Genomic DNA, 14,837 nt, shown 5'->3' on the forward strand with positions numbered 1-14,837 from the left:
CCGCCTTTTTTATCATAAAATAGAAAATAAAGATTGATTATGGATAAGGTTAAGAAGTGGACGTAATGGGTAAAGTGTAGTAAAGTACAATTAATTGGGAGCTTAGTTATCCCTTCAACATCTTACAAAGAAGGGAAGGTTGGCAAATGGAAATCGAAAGAATAAACGAACATACGGTTAAGTTTTATATTTCCTACGGTGATATCGAAGACCGCGGGTTTGACAGAGAAGAAATTTGGTACAATCGAGAACGCAGTGAAGAGCTTTTTTGGGAAATGATGGACGAAGTGCACGAAGAAGAAGAGTTTGCCGTTGAAGGCCCCCTTTGGATTCAAGTGCAGGCCCTTGATAAGGGATTGGAAATCATTGTGACAAGAGCTCAGCTGTCCAAAGACGGACAAAAGCTGGAACTGCCGATTCCTGAAGATAAAAAACAGCATGTAGCAGAAGAAAGCCTTGATGCTTTGCTTGACGACTTTCAAAAAGAAGAGCAGGCAGAAGAGCAGAAACTGCAGTTTGTTTTAAAGTTTGACGATTTTGAGGATTTAATCTCACTGTCAAAAATGTCTATCAGCGGCTGCCAAACGACATTGTACTCTCACGAGAACCGCTACTATTTATTCGTGGATTTCAGTGAACTGCCTGATGAAGAGGTGGAAAACCAGCTGAGCATTCTGCTGGAGTATGCCTCAGAATCAAAGACGACGATTCATATGCTGAAAGAGTATGGAACACTGATTGCAGCGGATCATGCTCTTCATACAATAAAAAAGCACTTCGCATAAAAAAGCCGGTTTCTTTTGAAGCCGGCTTTAACTTTCTGGAACAAATATAACAAAGAGCTTCAATTCTCCACAACTTCCCTCCTCCCGCTCTACATCTTTCAAACGGCTCACCACTTTCAAAAGAAAACGATCATTTCGGACCAAACCAAATAGGGTCAATCTGATCTATACACTTCCAGTTTCATTGATTAAGATGGATTGGTGTTATGACAAATTTTGAAAGGTGAGATTGATTTGATGCGAAAAAGTTTAAAATGGATCATGGCTGTCTTTATTGGTTTAACATGTTTTTGTGCCGCTTATTCTCAAACAGCCATGGCAGCCGTACATTCCAAGACTCCGGATATTCTCGGAACAACGGGTAAAAACAATTTGAATCAGGCCTATAAAAAATACTTTGATACAAAAGGCGATGGTAAAGGCGGATCGCTGTTTCATTATATGAAGGACGGTTCAGCTTACATCGCTTCGACGACGGACGATAACCTGGGAAATGGCTACTACAGCGTCAAAACAGAGGGTATGAGTTATGGGATGATGATTACGCTGCAAATGAATGATGAGTATAAGTTCCAAAAGCTGTGGGATTTCGTCCGTAAATATATGCGCCATTCCGACAGAAGCGACAGTTTGTACGGCTACCATAGCTGGCATATGAAAACGAACGGCTCAGACGTGCAAACCATTGATCAGAATGTTGCATCTGACGGCGAGGTCTGGTTTGCGGCAGCGCTCATGATGGCATCTGGCCGCTGGGGAGATAAAAAATACCCGTACGATTACAAAGAGCGGGCTCAAGACATGCTTGACGCTTTGGCCGGTGATGGAGAATACGCCAACACCGGTAAGGAATCGCGAGTGTTTATTAAAAACAGCAAGGATCAGCGCTATGCGATGGTTCGATTCGGCCCTTATGTCAATTGGACGGACCCATCCTACCACGTTCCTGCTTTTTTCGAGTTGTTCGCTAAAAGCGCCAGAAGCAGCCAGCAGTATTTTTGGAAAGATGCAGCAAACAAATCTCGAACATACTTGTCAGAAACAACGTTTAAAAGCGTGTTAAATAACGGATCAACCGTCACCAATGCGGCCACAGGGCTGTTTCCCGACGAAGCCGGCTTTGACGGCGTAAGCGATGCGGCTCATTCCTCAACGGAAACAGACCGAAATTTCAGCTATGATGCTTGGCGGACGGTGTCTCATATCGCTATGGATCATACACTTTGGTCCTCGGCAGATAACGCATATCGCGCCAGCGAGCAAAAAGCGGTTAACAAGTTCTTGACGTTTATGAAACGGGAAAACTACGGGAGAACGGCCCATGAATATACGCTGAATGGGACGGCCGTCAAAAAAGGAAGCCCGGTTGGCCTGATCGCCGCCAATGCGGGCGGCGCGACTGCAGCAAGCGATGCATCATTAAGGACGGGATTTGCCAATGCGTTTAACAGCACATATATTCCAGAAGATTATTACGGATCATGTCTTTACATGCTGAACAGCCTTGTGGCAAACGGCAAATTTGCGATGTACCTTCCTTAAAAAATGTAATATCAAATTGAAAGACTGACCCTTCTCTGCGGAGAGGGGTTTTTAATTGGTCAGAAGTTGATCCCGTAATTATCCTTTAACAAAAATTACATCTCTATTTGAGGAAGACTTTTTGTGAACTTTATGAACAAAAAGAATATTATGCAGTTAAACTGTGCACGAAAAGTCGGGGAAGCTATAATGAAAGCGATTACAATGAAGGGGGAGCACAACATGACAAAGAGGGGTAGATGTTACGGCTTTACAATTTTGCTTGTGTTTGCGCTGATTTTGGGAGGATGCGGCGGAAACACGGCTTCAAATAAAGCCGCGAACGAAAAAGACTTTAAACCTTCGAAAGCAATTGAGGTCGTTGCGCCTGCCGGAGCCGGCGGGGGATGGGATACAACGGCCAGAACGATCTCGAAAATTATGGGTGAAGAAAAATTGATTGAAAAGATGGCTGTCGTCAATAAACCGGGCGGCGGGGGAGCGTCGGGATGGTCGTATGTCCACCGCAAAAAAGGTGATAACCATACGTTGTTTGTTACATCTCCGCCGATTTTGTTCGTGCCTTTAAACGGACAATCCCAGTACGGTCACAATGATTTTACGCCGATCGCAAGCGTGATTGCCGACTACGGAGCGTTTGTTGTTCATAAAGATTCGCCTTATCAGTCGATGACAGATCTTGTGGATGCGCTGAAAAAAGATCCGAAAAAAGCCTCTATTGTAGGGACGTCTTCTCCGGGAAGCATGGACCACATGCAATTTGTCAGCGCTGTTCAAAAGGCTGGCGTTGATGCGAAAGAGCTGAAATACATTACGGCGCAAGACGGCGCCGGGATGAGCATGCTGCTCGGTAAAAAAGCCGACGTCTACTCGACGGGTGTCGGTGAAGCGGCCGAACAGGCGCGAGCCGGAAAAGTCAGAGTGCTGGCCATCACCGCTCCAGAACGCATGAAAGGAGATACGGTCAAAGATTTTCCGACCTTAAAAGAGCAGGGAATCGATGATGAATTTACGGTCTGGAGAGGATTTATGGGACCTCCGGGGATGAGCGAGTCAGCCGTAAAATATTATGAAGAAAAAATCAAAGAGATGATGGAAAAAGACAGCTGGAAATCGATTCGGGACAGCTATGGATGGACGGATAAGTTTATGGGCCATCAAGAATTCAAAGACTATCTTGACGCTCAATATAAAGAAATGGAAGCGCTCCTTGATGATATCGGATTGGGTGGCAAATAAAATGGTCTCCGCGCGGTTGCCGGCACGGGAAAGCCTTAAAAGCTTTGCCTGGCACAGCCGGCGACCGGCAAGCTGAAATCGAGAAAGGCTGGTGTAAACCATGAGAATCACAAACCGGGCCGTTTCTGTCATCATTTTGGCTGTGGCAGCCATTTACCTGGCGCTCAGCTTTAATTTAGACAGCTATCCGTACGCGGTGATCGATGCGGACGTGCTGCCGAAAAGTTTAGGCATATTGCTTCTCATTTTGGGTGTATTTCTGTTTTTTGAAAAAGATCAAAAAGATACAACGGTGAAAAAGCTGTTTCAGCTGAAGAAAAAAGACGTCAAGGTCATGATGCTCTGTGTTGCTTCTCTGTTGATCTACATTTCGATTTTGGAATTCATCGGATTTTTGCTTTCTACGGTAATGCTGCTGATCGTTTTGCCCGCGGTGTTGGGATATCGGAATTGGACAACGGCTGCGATCGTTTCACTGATTTTCAGCGGCACAATTTATTTTTCATTCAACTATGTGCTCAACATCATGCTTCCGCAGGGGGTTATGCCTTTTTAATCGAACATAAGGAGGAAAGTGCATGTTAGATAGTATATTATACGGATTTCAGGTGGCGCTGACTCCGCAGAATATCATGTTCGCTTTTATCGGGGTGCTGATCGGGACGGTTATCGGGATGCTGCCCGGGCTTGGGCCGATCACCGCGATTGCCATTATGATCCCGTTAAGTTACGGAATGGACCCGGCCTCCGCGTTAATTTTGATGGCGGGTGTCTATTACGGAGCGGTCTTTGGCGGTTCGACGTCATCGATTCTGTTAAATGCCCCCGGAGTAGCGGGCACTGTCGCGACATCGTTTGACGGCTATCCGATGGCAAAGCAGGGGAAAGCGGGAAAAGCCCTTGCCATCGCTGCAATCTGCTCTTTCGCAGGCGGAACGATCACCGTAGTTGCGCTGATGCTCGTCGCACCGACAATGGCAAACATTGCGGTGACATTTGGGCCGACAGAATATTTTGCATTGATGATGCTCGGCTTGGTGGCAATTTCAAGCCTTTCCGAAGGATCGACAGTCAAGGCGCTGATTTCTGCGACATTGGGATTTATGACCGCTACCATCGGGATTGATCCGCAGACGGGGACCGAACGGTTTACATTCGGTGCGGCAAGCCTTCTGGAAGGCATCGATTTTCTGATCGTGGCTCTCGGTTTGTTTGCACTTGCTGAAGTTGCGTTCTTGATCAAGACGCGGAACAAGCCGATGACGGAAGGAGCGTCTCAGGTCGGCAGCCTGAAGGTGACGAAAAGCGAAATGAAAGAGATTTCGGGACCGATCGCAAGGCATTCGGTCATCGGATTTTTGCTCGGCATCCTGCCCGGTGCAGGGGCGACAATTGCATCATTTATTTCTTATATTACAGAGAAGAGAATCTCAAAACATCCTGAAACGTTTGGCAAGGGAAATATTAAAGGGGTCGCAGCACCTGAGACTTCGAACAATGCGGCAACGAGCGGCGCATTCGTACCCCTTCTGACACTCGGGATTCCCGGATCAGGAACAACAGCCGTCCTGCTCGGCGCCCTTTTGGTCGTCGGCGTTCAGCCGGGGCCGCTCATGCTGACGGATCATCCCGACGTGTTCTGGGGCGTCATCGCAAGCATGTATATCGGCAATTTATTTCTGCTGATTTTAAATTTGCCGTTAATTCCTTTCTTGTCAAAAATTCTTCTGATTCCGAAGCAGCTTTTAATTTCGCTCATATTTGTTTTCTGCCTGATCGGCGTCTATGCTGTGACATTTAATGTCGTACATCTTTATATTCTGGTGTTCTTCGGAATCCTCGGGTATTTTATGAGAGTGCTGTCTTTTCCGGCGGCTCCGTTTATTTTAGCTTTTATTCTCGGAAGTTTGATGGAAGAATCGTTTAGACAAGCGATGACGCTGTCATCAGGAAGCCTGTCCGTGTTTTTTGAAAGTCCCGTCACAATCGGTTTATTGATTACGGCTCTTTTGTCGCTCATCGTACCACCGATTTCCCGGGCAATGAAGAACAAAAATAAAAAGTCGATCGATTTGGAAGGCTGAGCTTTTGATGTCCGGAACGCTACGTTTCCGGACTTTCATTTTTCACAGGCTTGTAGCGGCGTTCGGGACGTCCGACGGTTCCATAGAAAAGTTCTGTTTTTACATGCTTTTCCGCAGCTAAAAATTCTAAATAGCGCCTTGCGGTCGTCCGGCTGACACCGATGGTGCGCCCGAGATTTTCAGCGGTGATGCCATCGCTGTTTTCGCTTTTGTTTAAAACGCCGGCTACTTTTTTCAGCGTCAGGCCGTCGATTCCTTTCGGATAATCGGCTTCAGCGGTTTGTTTTTCTTTCATGATGCTTCGCCTTTTTGCCATCAAGCTGTCAACGTCTGTCTGATCGATTGAAGACATTTCATTTACCTTGAGCCGGTAGGACCGATAGTTTAACAGCGTTTCTTTCAGCCTGGAAAACGTAATCGGCTTGATCAAATAATCGACGGCTCCCGCGCGAATCGCCTGTTCGACATACTCAACTTCTTTCGCCGCCGTAATCATCATGACGTCTGTATGTCTGAGCTTTTGTCTGATCAGCCAGAGAAGCTCCATGCCTGAGCCGTCCGGCAGAAAAATGTCGAGCAGGACAAGGTCGGGCTTCACGTCCGGAAGCAAATCCTTTGCATCTTGAAAATTTTCTGCGATTCCAATAACAGAAAATCCTTCAATTTTGCTGATCAGTTTTTGATGTATGTCAGCGTTCCTGATGTCATCCTCCACGATAAACACTTGTAATGCTTTCATAGGTCAGTCCCCCAGCGTTTCTCTATTTTGGTATCACGACAGTAAACAATGCTCCGCCAAGGTCGCTTTTATCCGCTTTGATTTGTCCGTTTAACGCATTGACGGCTTCTTTGACTAAAAAGAGGCCGAGACCGCGGTGATTAGCCGCTTTTGTCGAATAAAACTTTTGAAAGATCCGCTCCTGTTCCTCCTCGGGAATACCGTCTCCCGAGTCTTCGACTTCAATTAAGATGTGATCTCCCCCGTCTGACAAGAAGACAAGGATGCTGCGGTCTTTTTTGTGGGAAACGGCGTCAAAAGCATTCTCAATCAAATTTCCTAAAATCGTAATGAATTTGCCTTTGTCCATTTCGTCTGGCAAAGCGTCCAATTTTGAGCTTTCATCGATTTCCAGGTTGATGTGCAGCTCTTTTGCACGGTTGACCTTTCCCAGCAGCAACCCGGAAAGAAGCGGATCAGGAATCGAATGGATGAGAAATCGCAGCATTTCCTGATGGCTTTTGTTCTCTTTTTGGATCAATTCGAGCGCTTCAGAATAGCTTTCCAGCTGGATCAGTCCCGCGATTGTGTTCAGCTTGTTTGAATATTCGTGGGTCTGGGCTCTCAGACCTTCCGCGTATTGCGAAGTTTGCGCCAGCTTTTTGGAGAGTTCGTCAATGTCCGTCTTTCTCCTGAAGCTTGCAACGGCCCCGCGGATTTTTTCGTTTTCGAAAATCGGCACTCTGTTGACGATTAATTCTTCATTTCCGATCGTTAATTCCTGATCTTTTTGCGCCGTTTTCGTTTTCAGTACTTCGGGGAGCAGCGTATCTGGAAGAAGTTCGGAAATCGGTTTGCCGAGCCACTGATCTTCGCTTTCGACGCGAAGGAGCTCACACGCTTTTCTATTCAAGAGCGTGATTTCTTCATGTTTGTTGATGGCGATCAAGGCCTCGTGCACAGATTCTGTAATCGCCTGTTTTTCAGTATATAATTGATTAATTTCATAAGGTTCAAGACCGAAAATAGACTTTTTGACATTGCGGGAAATATAGACGGCTCCCAAAACCCCCATCAGCACGACAAATCCTAATAAAAATATTAATTTTGTCTGATATTGAGAGACGATATCCTGAATATTTTCTTTTAAAAAACCGACTGAGATGATTCCGACGATTTTGCCGTTTTCATTAAGGATCGGGGCTTTGCCCCTGATGGCCGGGCCAAGCGTGCCGACGGCTTCCGAAATATATGCTTCCCCTTTTTCAAGAGCGCGCTGATTGTCTCCGCCGACCATCGGTTTGCCGATTTTTCCCGGGTGCGGATGAGCATAGCGAATCGCATCCGCCGAGCCGATCACAATGTATTGCGCACCGGACTGTTTTCTCGCGTTTTCTGCAATTGGCTGAAGGATTCGGGACGGATCGTCCGTTTCAAAGGCTTCCTGGACGGAAGGCATCTGGGCGAGCGTTTTCGCCATATCGAGCGCTCTGGCTTGAATTTGTGTTTTTAACGAATTTTCTAAAATGATTAAATAGAGGCCGCTCATAACAGAAAGCAAGATGAATAGCAGGGTGAGAATCAGCAATGTAAGCTTGGTGGTCAGCTTCCGTTTGATGTCAAAAACTCCTTTTCTAAAAATTTCGAGTTCTATAATACTACTTTATATAAAATCAGCCTGAATTTGAAGCGTTTTCAAAAAAAGGAAAGCTTCCGCGCATGTTGAATACTTGATCAAACAGGAAGGAGAGAGACAATATGTTCAGTGCAATGATCGATCAAGAAGAGATCATCTGTCTTGCCGACGGATACAAAACCGAAGATCTCAAGCGGTTGAGAAAACGACATTTATTTTACTGTCCGGTTTGCCGGTGTGAACTCGACCTGAAAGTCGGTGCCGTCAAGCTCCCGCACTTCGCTCATAAGCCGGGTGCAGCATGTACGGTGCCCCATGAACCGGAGAGCCCCTATCACCTGAAAGGAAAACGGCTGTTATACGAATGGCTCGGCAGGCAAGGACTCAGTCCGGTGCTTGAACCGTATTTGCAAGAGATCAGACAAAGGCCCGATTTGCTTCTGGAATACGGAACCCGCCAGGTTGCGGTTGAATTTCAATGTGCGAATCTCAATGCGGCAGCGTACCGAAAAAGGACGGACGGCTTTCTCAAACTGGGAATCGAGCCGTTGTGGATTCTGGGGGGTAACCGGGTAAGACGCTTGACAAGGAGTTTTTTTCAGCTTTCAGTGTTTCACTGGCAGTTCGCTCAGAAAAGGGATAAGCCTCCTAAGCTCCTGTTTTTTTGCCCCGAACAAAAGGCTTTCATCATCCTCGAACACTTGATTCCCTTTCAAACAAACAAAACATCCGCATCCTTGCGTTTTCTCCCACTTGCTGAAGCAGGCTGGCATGATTTAACCGCATGGGAAAACTGTTCGCCTCTCCAGCTTAAAGGTTGGAAAGAAAACATCCGCAGCTTTCGAATGTCGACCGTACGTTTTTTATCAAAAGAAGCGAAGCAGATGGCCGCGCTCTTTTATGAAAAGTTCCGGCTCCCGCTCCCGTTTTTCCCCTCAGAAGTCTTTCTCCCAGTGCCGTCAGGCTATATTTTTGCCCACCCGGTTTATGTGTGGCAAGGGTACCTTTTCTTATTTATAACGAAGCATGATACGTTTCGCTTGCAGTCTGCGGTTCATTATATGGATTGGCTCGTCAAGGGCAAAAGGCTGAAGCTGAGATGGAGCGGGCAGCAAACGGCTGCTGATGCCGTTTGTGAATACATTTGTTTTTTGCATAAAAAAGGATTTTTGGAGAGGAAAGAGGAATTTTATTATTCCGCGGGTCCTGTTGCTCCGGAGCCGCGGCTGGAGGCGCTGTTAAAAAGGGACGAACATTATTTTTCCGAATGATTATCAAGCCTTTCGTTCAACCTAAAGAAAGGAAGGTGGTGTCCGGGCTGTTTCAGATCAAAAGATATGTATTTTATTTTTTAACGGCGGGATTTTGCGTCTTTTTTTTCGCATATGATTTGACAAAAGACGGTGAAAAAACAGAAGATAAACACAATACAAGTTTATTGGACAACAATGGACTTGGAGTAAAGAAAGCGAGGGGATTGACAGTGGCTGAAGAAAAAAAATCGAAGAAATTGCCTTCAAGAGAAGAGGTGAAGCAAGAAGACACGTGGAGACTTGAGGATATCTTCCCGTCAGATGATGCTTGGAGCGAGGAATTTCAAGCCGTTAAAGAACTGCTGCCCAAGCTTTCCGAATTCAAGGGCAGGCTCGGCCATTCCGCCGATGATCTATATGAAGCGCTGACTTATCAGGATAAGGTGATGGAGCGTCTCGGGAAGCTGTATACTTACGCTCACATGCGCTATGATCAGGATACTGGAAATTCTTTTTACCAAGGTCTCAATGATAAAGCGGCCAACCTCTATACCCAGGCAGCGAGCGCAACGGCCTACATGGTGCCGGAAATACTATCGATTCAGGAAGAAAAGCTTCAGCAGTTCCTGCTGGAAAAAGAGGAGTTAAAGCTTTACTCGCATGCTCTCGAAGAAATCAATAAAGAGCGTCCTCACGTACTGAGCGAGGAGGAGGAAGGAATTTTGGCCGAAGCGTCTGATGTTCTTTCATCTTCTTCCAACACGTTCGGCATGCTGAATAACGCTGATATGGAATTTCCGGAGATCACCGATGAAAATGGAGAAAAGGTACAGCTCACACACGGCAATTATGTCACCTTTTTGGAAAGCGAGAACCGCGATGTCCGCCGCGCGGCATTCAAGGCGGTTTACGAAACATACGGCCGCTTTAAAAACACGCTCGCTTCCACGCTCAGCGGAGCTGTGAAAAAAGACAACTTTTATGCGAAGGTTAAACATTATAAATCGGCGCGGGAAGCTGCTTTGTCGCGAAACAGCATTCCTGAAGAAGTCTATGACAATCTTGTCAGCACGATCAACAAGCATCTCCCGCTTCTTCACCGCTATGTTGAGCTTAGAAAAAAAGTGCTTGAGCTTGATGAAGTACACATGTATGACCTGTATACTCCGCTGGTAAAGGACTCTGGAATGAAAGTTACCTACGAGCAGGCCAAGGACTATATGCTAAAAGGTTTGACGCCTTTAGGGGAAGAATATTCATCCATCCTGAAAGAAGGATTGAACAACCGCTGGGTCGATGTGTATGAAAACAAAGGAAAACGCAGCGGCGCTTATTCTTCAGGAACTTACGGAACAAATCCGTATATTTTGATGAACTGGCAGGACAACGTCAATAATTTGTTTACGCTCGTCCATGAATTCGGCCATTCCGTGCACAGCTACTATACGAGAAAATATCAGCCTTACCCGTATGGAAACTACAGCATTTTCGTAGCCGAAGTAGCTTCTACGACGAATGAAGCACTTTTGGGAGAATACTTGCTGAATACAATCGACGATGAAAAACAGCGGCTCTACATTTTGAATCATATGCTTGAAGGCTTCAAAGGAACGGTTTTCAGACAAACGATGTTTGCCGAATTTGAACATGAGATCCATAGCAAAGCCCAGGAAGGGGAACCGCTGACACCTGAGCTGTTAACGAGCATCTACTATGATTTGAATAAGAAATATTTCGGTGACAATATTGAGATTGATAAGGAAATCGGTCTTGAGTGGTCAAGAATACCGCATTTCTATTACAATTATTATGTGTATCAGTATGCGACAGGCTTCAGTGCAGCTCAGGCACTCAGTCAGCAGATTTTAAAAGAAGGCAAATCGGCTGTTGACCGCTATATTGAGTTCTTGAAAGCGGGTAGCTCGGATTATCCGATTGAAGTGCTGAAAAAAGCCGGTGTTGATATGACATCTTCGGAGCCGATCGAAGCTGCGTGCAAAAAGTTTGAAGAGCAGCTGAACGAAATGGAAGAACTTTTGCAAAAAGTCAATCATTCATAATAGGCGAGTATATAGAAGAGGCTGCCGGTCATACCGGCAGCCTTGTTCGCGATGAGGTCAAAAACCTTTAAATGTTTTGCGGTGGTTGAGACGGCTGAGCGTAAAAAGGATTGATATAAATAAGAGAGGGGACGTAATATAAAGGGGAAACATATTCATCAAACCTAAAATATTCAAGACGAAAAAAAATAATATTGATGCAAGTCCTAAAATGATCTGAAGCATAAAAACCCTCCTAAGGACTGATAAAATTTCACAGGGGGAGACGAGGCGCAAAAAGGCAGCAAAACCGGGCGCCAGTTCGCATAAATCGCGGTATGGCAACGTGCGGCGGGCTCGTTTTCTTTGTTACTTTGATCATATGATGGACATCTATTTTTTATGTTTTTGTGACAAAAATGTGAAAACTAATGAAATCAGTTGTCAAAACTCGACATGATTTGATATTATAAAGATGTGAAATTGATCACAAACAAACATTTACCCCTTTGTTTGACCGTGAAAAATTTCTCCCATCCCCTTTGTTGTCGTTAAGACATAATTAGAAACCGCGCTTATCCCGGCGCGGTTTCTTACTGCTTCAAAAAGGAACGTGCGTTCGTTTTAGCGCGAAAAAAAACACGGGAGAAACCCGTGCTATTTTTCGCATTGATAAAGCGGTCCGGCATCATGATGTCCGTTTATATAGCGCCAGAACATGCCGTGTTTCGCTTCCACTCTTTCGACTTTGCGGGCGAACGCGAGCTTTTTCATTTCCCGTTCCACCTCTTCCAGCGTCCAGTCGTAAACGACGGCAATTTCTTTGTCGGCTACAAATTGAAAGTATTCGATAAAAAGTTCGAGCGGAGGTGTTTGTGAAGGCTTCGGCTCATCACCGAGCATCTCAAACAATACTTCTTCGTAAATCTCGTATGAATAATTTCCGGTTACTTTTAAGCCTTCTCCTTCGCGGAGACTGTTAAAAAACGTAAGAGTCGGGACAGATGCCACTTCCATTTCGGCAGCGATTTTCAAATCGCATTGCAGGGCTTTCACGGCGCTCTGCGAATGAAGATCCCTTTTAAATTCCTCCAGATCGAGCTGTGTATGCTCTGCGATCGCCAGCAGCACCTGTTCTTCGGTGATATCCTGCCGATTGAGAAACAGGCTTTCCTGCATGCATCTCAAAAACTGCAGCCCTGCTTTTCTGCCTTGCAGTTCCGCCGCTTTTAAAGCGAGTGAAGCGAGGTATGGTGCGGAGAGCGCTTTGTCATGCAGGAGCGTCCCGTCACAAGACATGCCTGATCTGCATGCGATCTTTTCCCATGCCTCTGCGAGGCGGTGCTTTTTACGTTTCTGAACGTTCAGCGCTGTGATGCTGCATGCGGCGATGATCCGTAGTGTGAAAAAACGGCCGTAGCGGATTTTCAACTTTTTGATCGCCGGCTCCAAAGCCCAGCATTCGGGAGACAAAGGGTCGACAAACATATAAATTTCCATCGGTTTTTGCGGATGTCCATGGCAATGGGAGAAAAATTGGTCACGCTGATTTAGTGTCAATGTGAACCATCCTCCATTTTAGGCTGATTTACCATATGTCTGGCTGTCAATGTCAGCCTTTCATAAAGAAATTCCCTTATTTCGCCCTTTAAACCGACATGATCCATTGCCTCTTTCATACACGAAAGCCATGCGTCCGCCCGTTCCGGTGTGATTGGAAACGGCAGGTGCCGCGCCCTCAGCATCGGGTGTCCGTGTTCTTCTGTATAAAGCGGCGGACCGCCTAAATATTGCGTTAAAAATTGCTTCTGCTTTCTTGCCGTTTCCGTTAAGTCGTCCGGAAAAATCGGGTAGAGCAGCGGATGCCGCTTTACACGCTCATAAAAAGTATCAACAAGTTGCGATAGAAGCTCTTCTCCAATCGCTTCATAAGGTGCGTTAAACGATTGTCCCATGTTGACTACTCCTTTTAATATGGCTAATAGGAAAATATACCGATTCCTATCGCAAAAAAATATTTATCTTGTGCATCATTTATTATTTCACGATTGTATATACTTATTTTAGCAACCTCGTTCCATTTCTACAAACAAACCGACTTCTGCCTGTGGGCGAAAATCGCTGATTTTGTTTCAAATATCATATCATATTCGCTTCTTAAATGTGTATTTTTAATACCGGGAGGATCAAAGAGGAAGTAAATGCGGACAAAAAAAGCCGGAAAGCATCCTTTCCGGCTTAAGCATAGTAATTTGAGGTGATTCTTTTTACATAATTTTGCGTTTCTTTAAAAGGGGGAATGCCTCCGTATTTTTGGACATTTCCCGGTCCGGCATTGTAGGCCGCTAATGCGAGGTTCACATTCCCGCTGTATTTATCGAGCATCTGCTTTAAGTATTTTGTTCCGCCTTCTATATTTTGTACGGGGTCAAAAGCGTTATTCACGCCGAGCGCTTTCGCCGTTGACGGCATCAGCTGCATCAGGCCCATGGCGCCGGCCGGGCTGACCGCTTTTTCCTGGTAGCGCGATTCCTGCTTGACGACGGCATGAATCAGCTTCTCATCGACTCCGTATTTTTCTGCGGCGTTTTTGATGATCTGGTCAATGCTCTGATTTTGGCCGCCGAAAGAGACGGGTTTCGCTGCGGCAGATGGGACGGCCGCAATTGCCGCAGGCTTTTCGGCTGTCAGCGGCGCCTGGTGCTGAGACGCTGTCGACACGGCCGGAACAACCGCGGGCTGTGAAGACTCCAAACCGCCGACATTGCTTAAATATTGGTTTAAAATCGAGCTGAAATCAAAACCAGCATCTTCGGAACCGCTGTCTGAAGCCGGATAAAACGACCGTATCGCCTGTAGTTCCAAAAGGGCGGCCAAATGGTTGACGTTCATTGTTTTCCCACCTTATTGATCTTTAAGTTTTTGTTCATAAAATCGGACGATTTTATTTTTGGTTTCACGCTCAGGGATGCCGAACGATTTCAGCAGTTCAGAGAAATCCCGTTTTCCGCGTTCATAGTCTGTCACTTCAAATTCAACTTCAAAGTCTTCTACCATTAAGTATCGGCTGTGATCCAAAACAATTAAGCCCTGCGGCAATTTTTTTTCTGCACGGCTTGTCGCAAGCGTTCCGAAAAGGATGAGCTCGTCCGGTTGAATGCCGAGGCGCTTCAGGCGATCATATACCGGTCCATGCGGAATTGTGAACGTTTCAAATTCGGGCTTCCCGGTCAGCTCCTGGTGGGTTTCCATCAGACCTACAGGTGCCGGCTCTTTTAATGTCAGTACATATTGCTGCTGTTTTTCGCGAATTCTTAAAGCCGCTCCTTTTTCTTTTAAAGAAAAGGAGGACGTATCGTAATAATGGTTTTTTTGTATAACAAATTGCTCGGAAGTAAATTGATAATATGATTTGATTTTCTCAAATTCTTTTTTTGTCAGCATATTTTTAAATTCGATTTCAAGTTCCTGGCTCATTCTTTAATTTTTTCATCCTCTCAGCTGGTAAAATTGCATTTTCCTTATTATCTCTTGAGAAGGA

At 45.7% G+C, this 14,837-nt stretch carries 14 protein-coding genes and 1 pseudogene; 8 read left to right on the forward strand and 7 right to left on the reverse strand.

Translation table 11 applies throughout. The features are described 5' to 3' along the window. Positions 1–39: 39 nt before the first annotated feature. The 6 genes and pseudogenes from M1D67_RS06450 to M1D67_RS06475 all read left to right on the forward strand — a co-directional run bounded on the left by M1D67_RS06450 (position 40) and on the right by M1D67_RS06475 (position 5,650). Positions 40–165, forward strand: a pseudogene (locus tag M1D67_RS06450) (hypothetical protein). Beyond that, the gene (gene mecA / locus M1D67_RS06455) at positions 147–785 is read left to right on the forward strand and encodes an adaptor protein MecA (protein ID WP_003180627.1); all 639 of its coding nucleotides are present in this window, start codon (positions 147–149) and stop codon (positions 783–785) included. Before M1D67_RS06450 ends, mecA begins: the two are co-directional and overlap by 19 nt. Before the next feature lie 237 nt (positions 786–1,022). Beyond that, a complete protein-coding gene (locus M1D67_RS06460; protein WP_095290031.1) occupies positions 1,023–2,327 on the forward strand; it encodes a family 8 glycosyl hydrolase in 1,305 nt (434 codons plus the stop codon). A gap of 222 nt (positions 2,328–2,549) precedes the next feature. Continuing rightward, entirely contained in the window at positions 2,550–3,566 is a 1,017-nt protein-coding gene (locus M1D67_RS06465) for a tripartite tricarboxylate transporter substrate binding protein (protein WP_023856657.1), read from the forward strand. A gap of 100 nt (positions 3,567–3,666) precedes the next feature. After that, positions 3,667–4,122, forward strand: coding sequence for a tripartite tricarboxylate transporter TctB family protein (locus tag M1D67_RS06470; protein ID WP_105979048.1), 456 nt, complete (start codon positions 3,667–3,669; stop codon positions 4,120–4,122). A 22-nt stretch (positions 4,123–4,144) separates the two neighbouring features. Beyond that, positions 4,145–5,650 carry a tripartite tricarboxylate transporter permease gene (locus M1D67_RS06475; RefSeq protein ID WP_003180636.1) on the forward strand — a complete coding sequence of 502 codons (1,506 nt, stop codon included), beginning with the start codon at positions 4,145–4,147 and terminating at the stop codon, positions 5,648–5,650. A gap of 19 nt (positions 5,651–5,669) precedes the next feature. Here M1D67_RS06475 and M1D67_RS06480 read toward each other — a convergent pair whose 3' ends face one another. Beyond that, positions 5,670–6,389 (reverse strand): response regulator, encoded by a 720-nt coding sequence (locus tag M1D67_RS06480; RefSeq protein WP_003180638.1) that lies wholly within the window; start codon positions 6,387–6,389, stop codon positions 5,670–5,672. A 22-nt stretch (positions 6,390–6,411) separates the two neighbouring features. Next, a complete protein-coding gene (locus tag M1D67_RS06485) occupies positions 6,412–7,956 on the reverse strand; it encodes an ATP-binding protein (protein ID WP_479831678.1) in 1,545 nt (514 codons plus the stop codon). 170 nt (positions 7,957–8,126) lie between these two features. On the opposite strand from M1D67_RS06485, the gene M1D67_RS06490 reads away from it, so the two are divergent. Further along, the gene (locus tag M1D67_RS06490; protein ID WP_479831679.1) at positions 8,127–9,275 is read left to right on the forward strand and encodes a competence protein CoiA family protein; all 1,149 of its coding nucleotides are present in this window, start codon (positions 8,127–8,129) and stop codon (positions 9,273–9,275) included. Between the two features lie 212 nt (positions 9,276–9,487). Further along, complete coding sequence (gene pepF / locus M1D67_RS06495; RefSeq protein WP_023856662.1) at positions 9,488–11,317, forward strand: oligoendopeptidase F; 1,830 nt, start codon at positions 9,488–9,490, stop codon at positions 11,315–11,317. A gap of 57 nt (positions 11,318–11,374) precedes the next feature. Here pepF and M1D67_RS06500 read toward each other — a convergent pair whose 3' ends face one another. From M1D67_RS06500 to M1D67_RS06520, 5 genes are all read right to left on the reverse strand, one after another. After that, positions 11,375–11,542, reverse strand: coding sequence for a hypothetical protein (locus tag M1D67_RS06500; RefSeq protein WP_023856663.1), 168 nt, complete (start codon positions 11,540–11,542; stop codon positions 11,375–11,377). 411 nt (positions 11,543–11,953) lie between these two features. Next, entirely contained in the window at positions 11,954–12,856 is a 903-nt protein-coding gene (gene spxH / locus M1D67_RS06505) for a protease adaptor protein SpxH (RefSeq protein WP_003180650.1), read from the reverse strand. Further along, a complete protein-coding gene (locus M1D67_RS06510; RefSeq protein WP_123032292.1) occupies positions 12,853–13,251 on the reverse strand; it encodes a globin domain-containing protein in 399 nt (132 codons plus the stop codon). Before M1D67_RS06510 ends, spxH begins: the two co-directional genes overlap by 4 nt. Positions 13,252–13,534: 283 nt before the next feature. Next, positions 13,535–14,188: a lytic transglycosylase domain-containing protein gene (locus tag M1D67_RS06515; protein ID WP_479831680.1), complete on the reverse strand. Its 654-nt coding sequence runs from the start codon at positions 14,186–14,188 to the stop codon at positions 13,535–13,537. 12 nt (positions 14,189–14,200) lie between these two features. Then, positions 14,201–14,773 (reverse strand): CYTH domain-containing protein, encoded by a 573-nt coding sequence (locus M1D67_RS06520; protein ID WP_479831681.1) that lies wholly within the window; start codon positions 14,771–14,773, stop codon positions 14,201–14,203. Between the last annotated feature and the right edge of the window lie 64 nt (positions 14,774–14,837).

The sequence above is a fragment of the Bacillus sp. PK6-025 genome (assembly GCF_056530265.1).

Bases quoted from the DNA above. Each gene is read 5' to 3' on its own strand.
- mecA (WP_003180627.1), top strand. From the start codon at position 147: ATGGAAATCGAAAGAATAAACGAACATACGGTTAAGTTTTATATTTCC.
- M1D67_RS06460 (WP_095290031.1), top strand. From the start codon at position 1,023: ATGCGAAAAAGTTTAAAATGGATCATGGCTGTCTTTATTGGTTTAACA.
- M1D67_RS06465 (WP_023856657.1), top strand. From the start codon at position 2,550: ATGACAAAGAGGGGTAGATGTTACGGCTTTACAATTTTGCTTGTGTTT.
- M1D67_RS06470 (WP_105979048.1), top strand. From the start codon at position 3,667: ATGAGAATCACAAACCGGGCCGTTTCTGTCATCATTTTGGCTGTGGCA.
- M1D67_RS06475 (WP_003180636.1), top strand. From the start codon at position 4,145: ATGTTAGATAGTATATTATACGGATTTCAGGTGGCGCTGACTCCGCAG.
- M1D67_RS06480 (WP_003180638.1), bottom strand. From the start codon at position 6,389: ATGAAAGCATTACAAGTGTTTATCGTGGAGGATGACATCAGGAACGCT.
- M1D67_RS06490 (WP_479831679.1), top strand. From the start codon at position 8,127: ATGTTCAGTGCAATGATCGATCAAGAAGAGATCATCTGTCTTGCCGAC.
- M1D67_RS06500 (WP_023856663.1), bottom strand. From the start codon at position 11,542: ATGCTTCAGATCATTTTAGGACTTGCATCAATATTATTTTTTTTCGTC.
- M1D67_RS06510 (WP_123032292.1), bottom strand. From the start codon at position 13,251: ATGGGACAATCGTTTAACGCACCTTATGAAGCGATTGGAGAAGAGCTT.
- M1D67_RS06515 (WP_479831680.1), bottom strand. From the start codon at position 14,188: ATGAACGTCAACCATTTGGCCGCCCTTTTGGAACTACAGGCGATACGG.
- M1D67_RS06520 (WP_479831681.1), bottom strand. From the start codon at position 14,773: ATGAGCCAGGAACTTGAAATCGAATTTAAAAATATGCTGACAAAAAAA.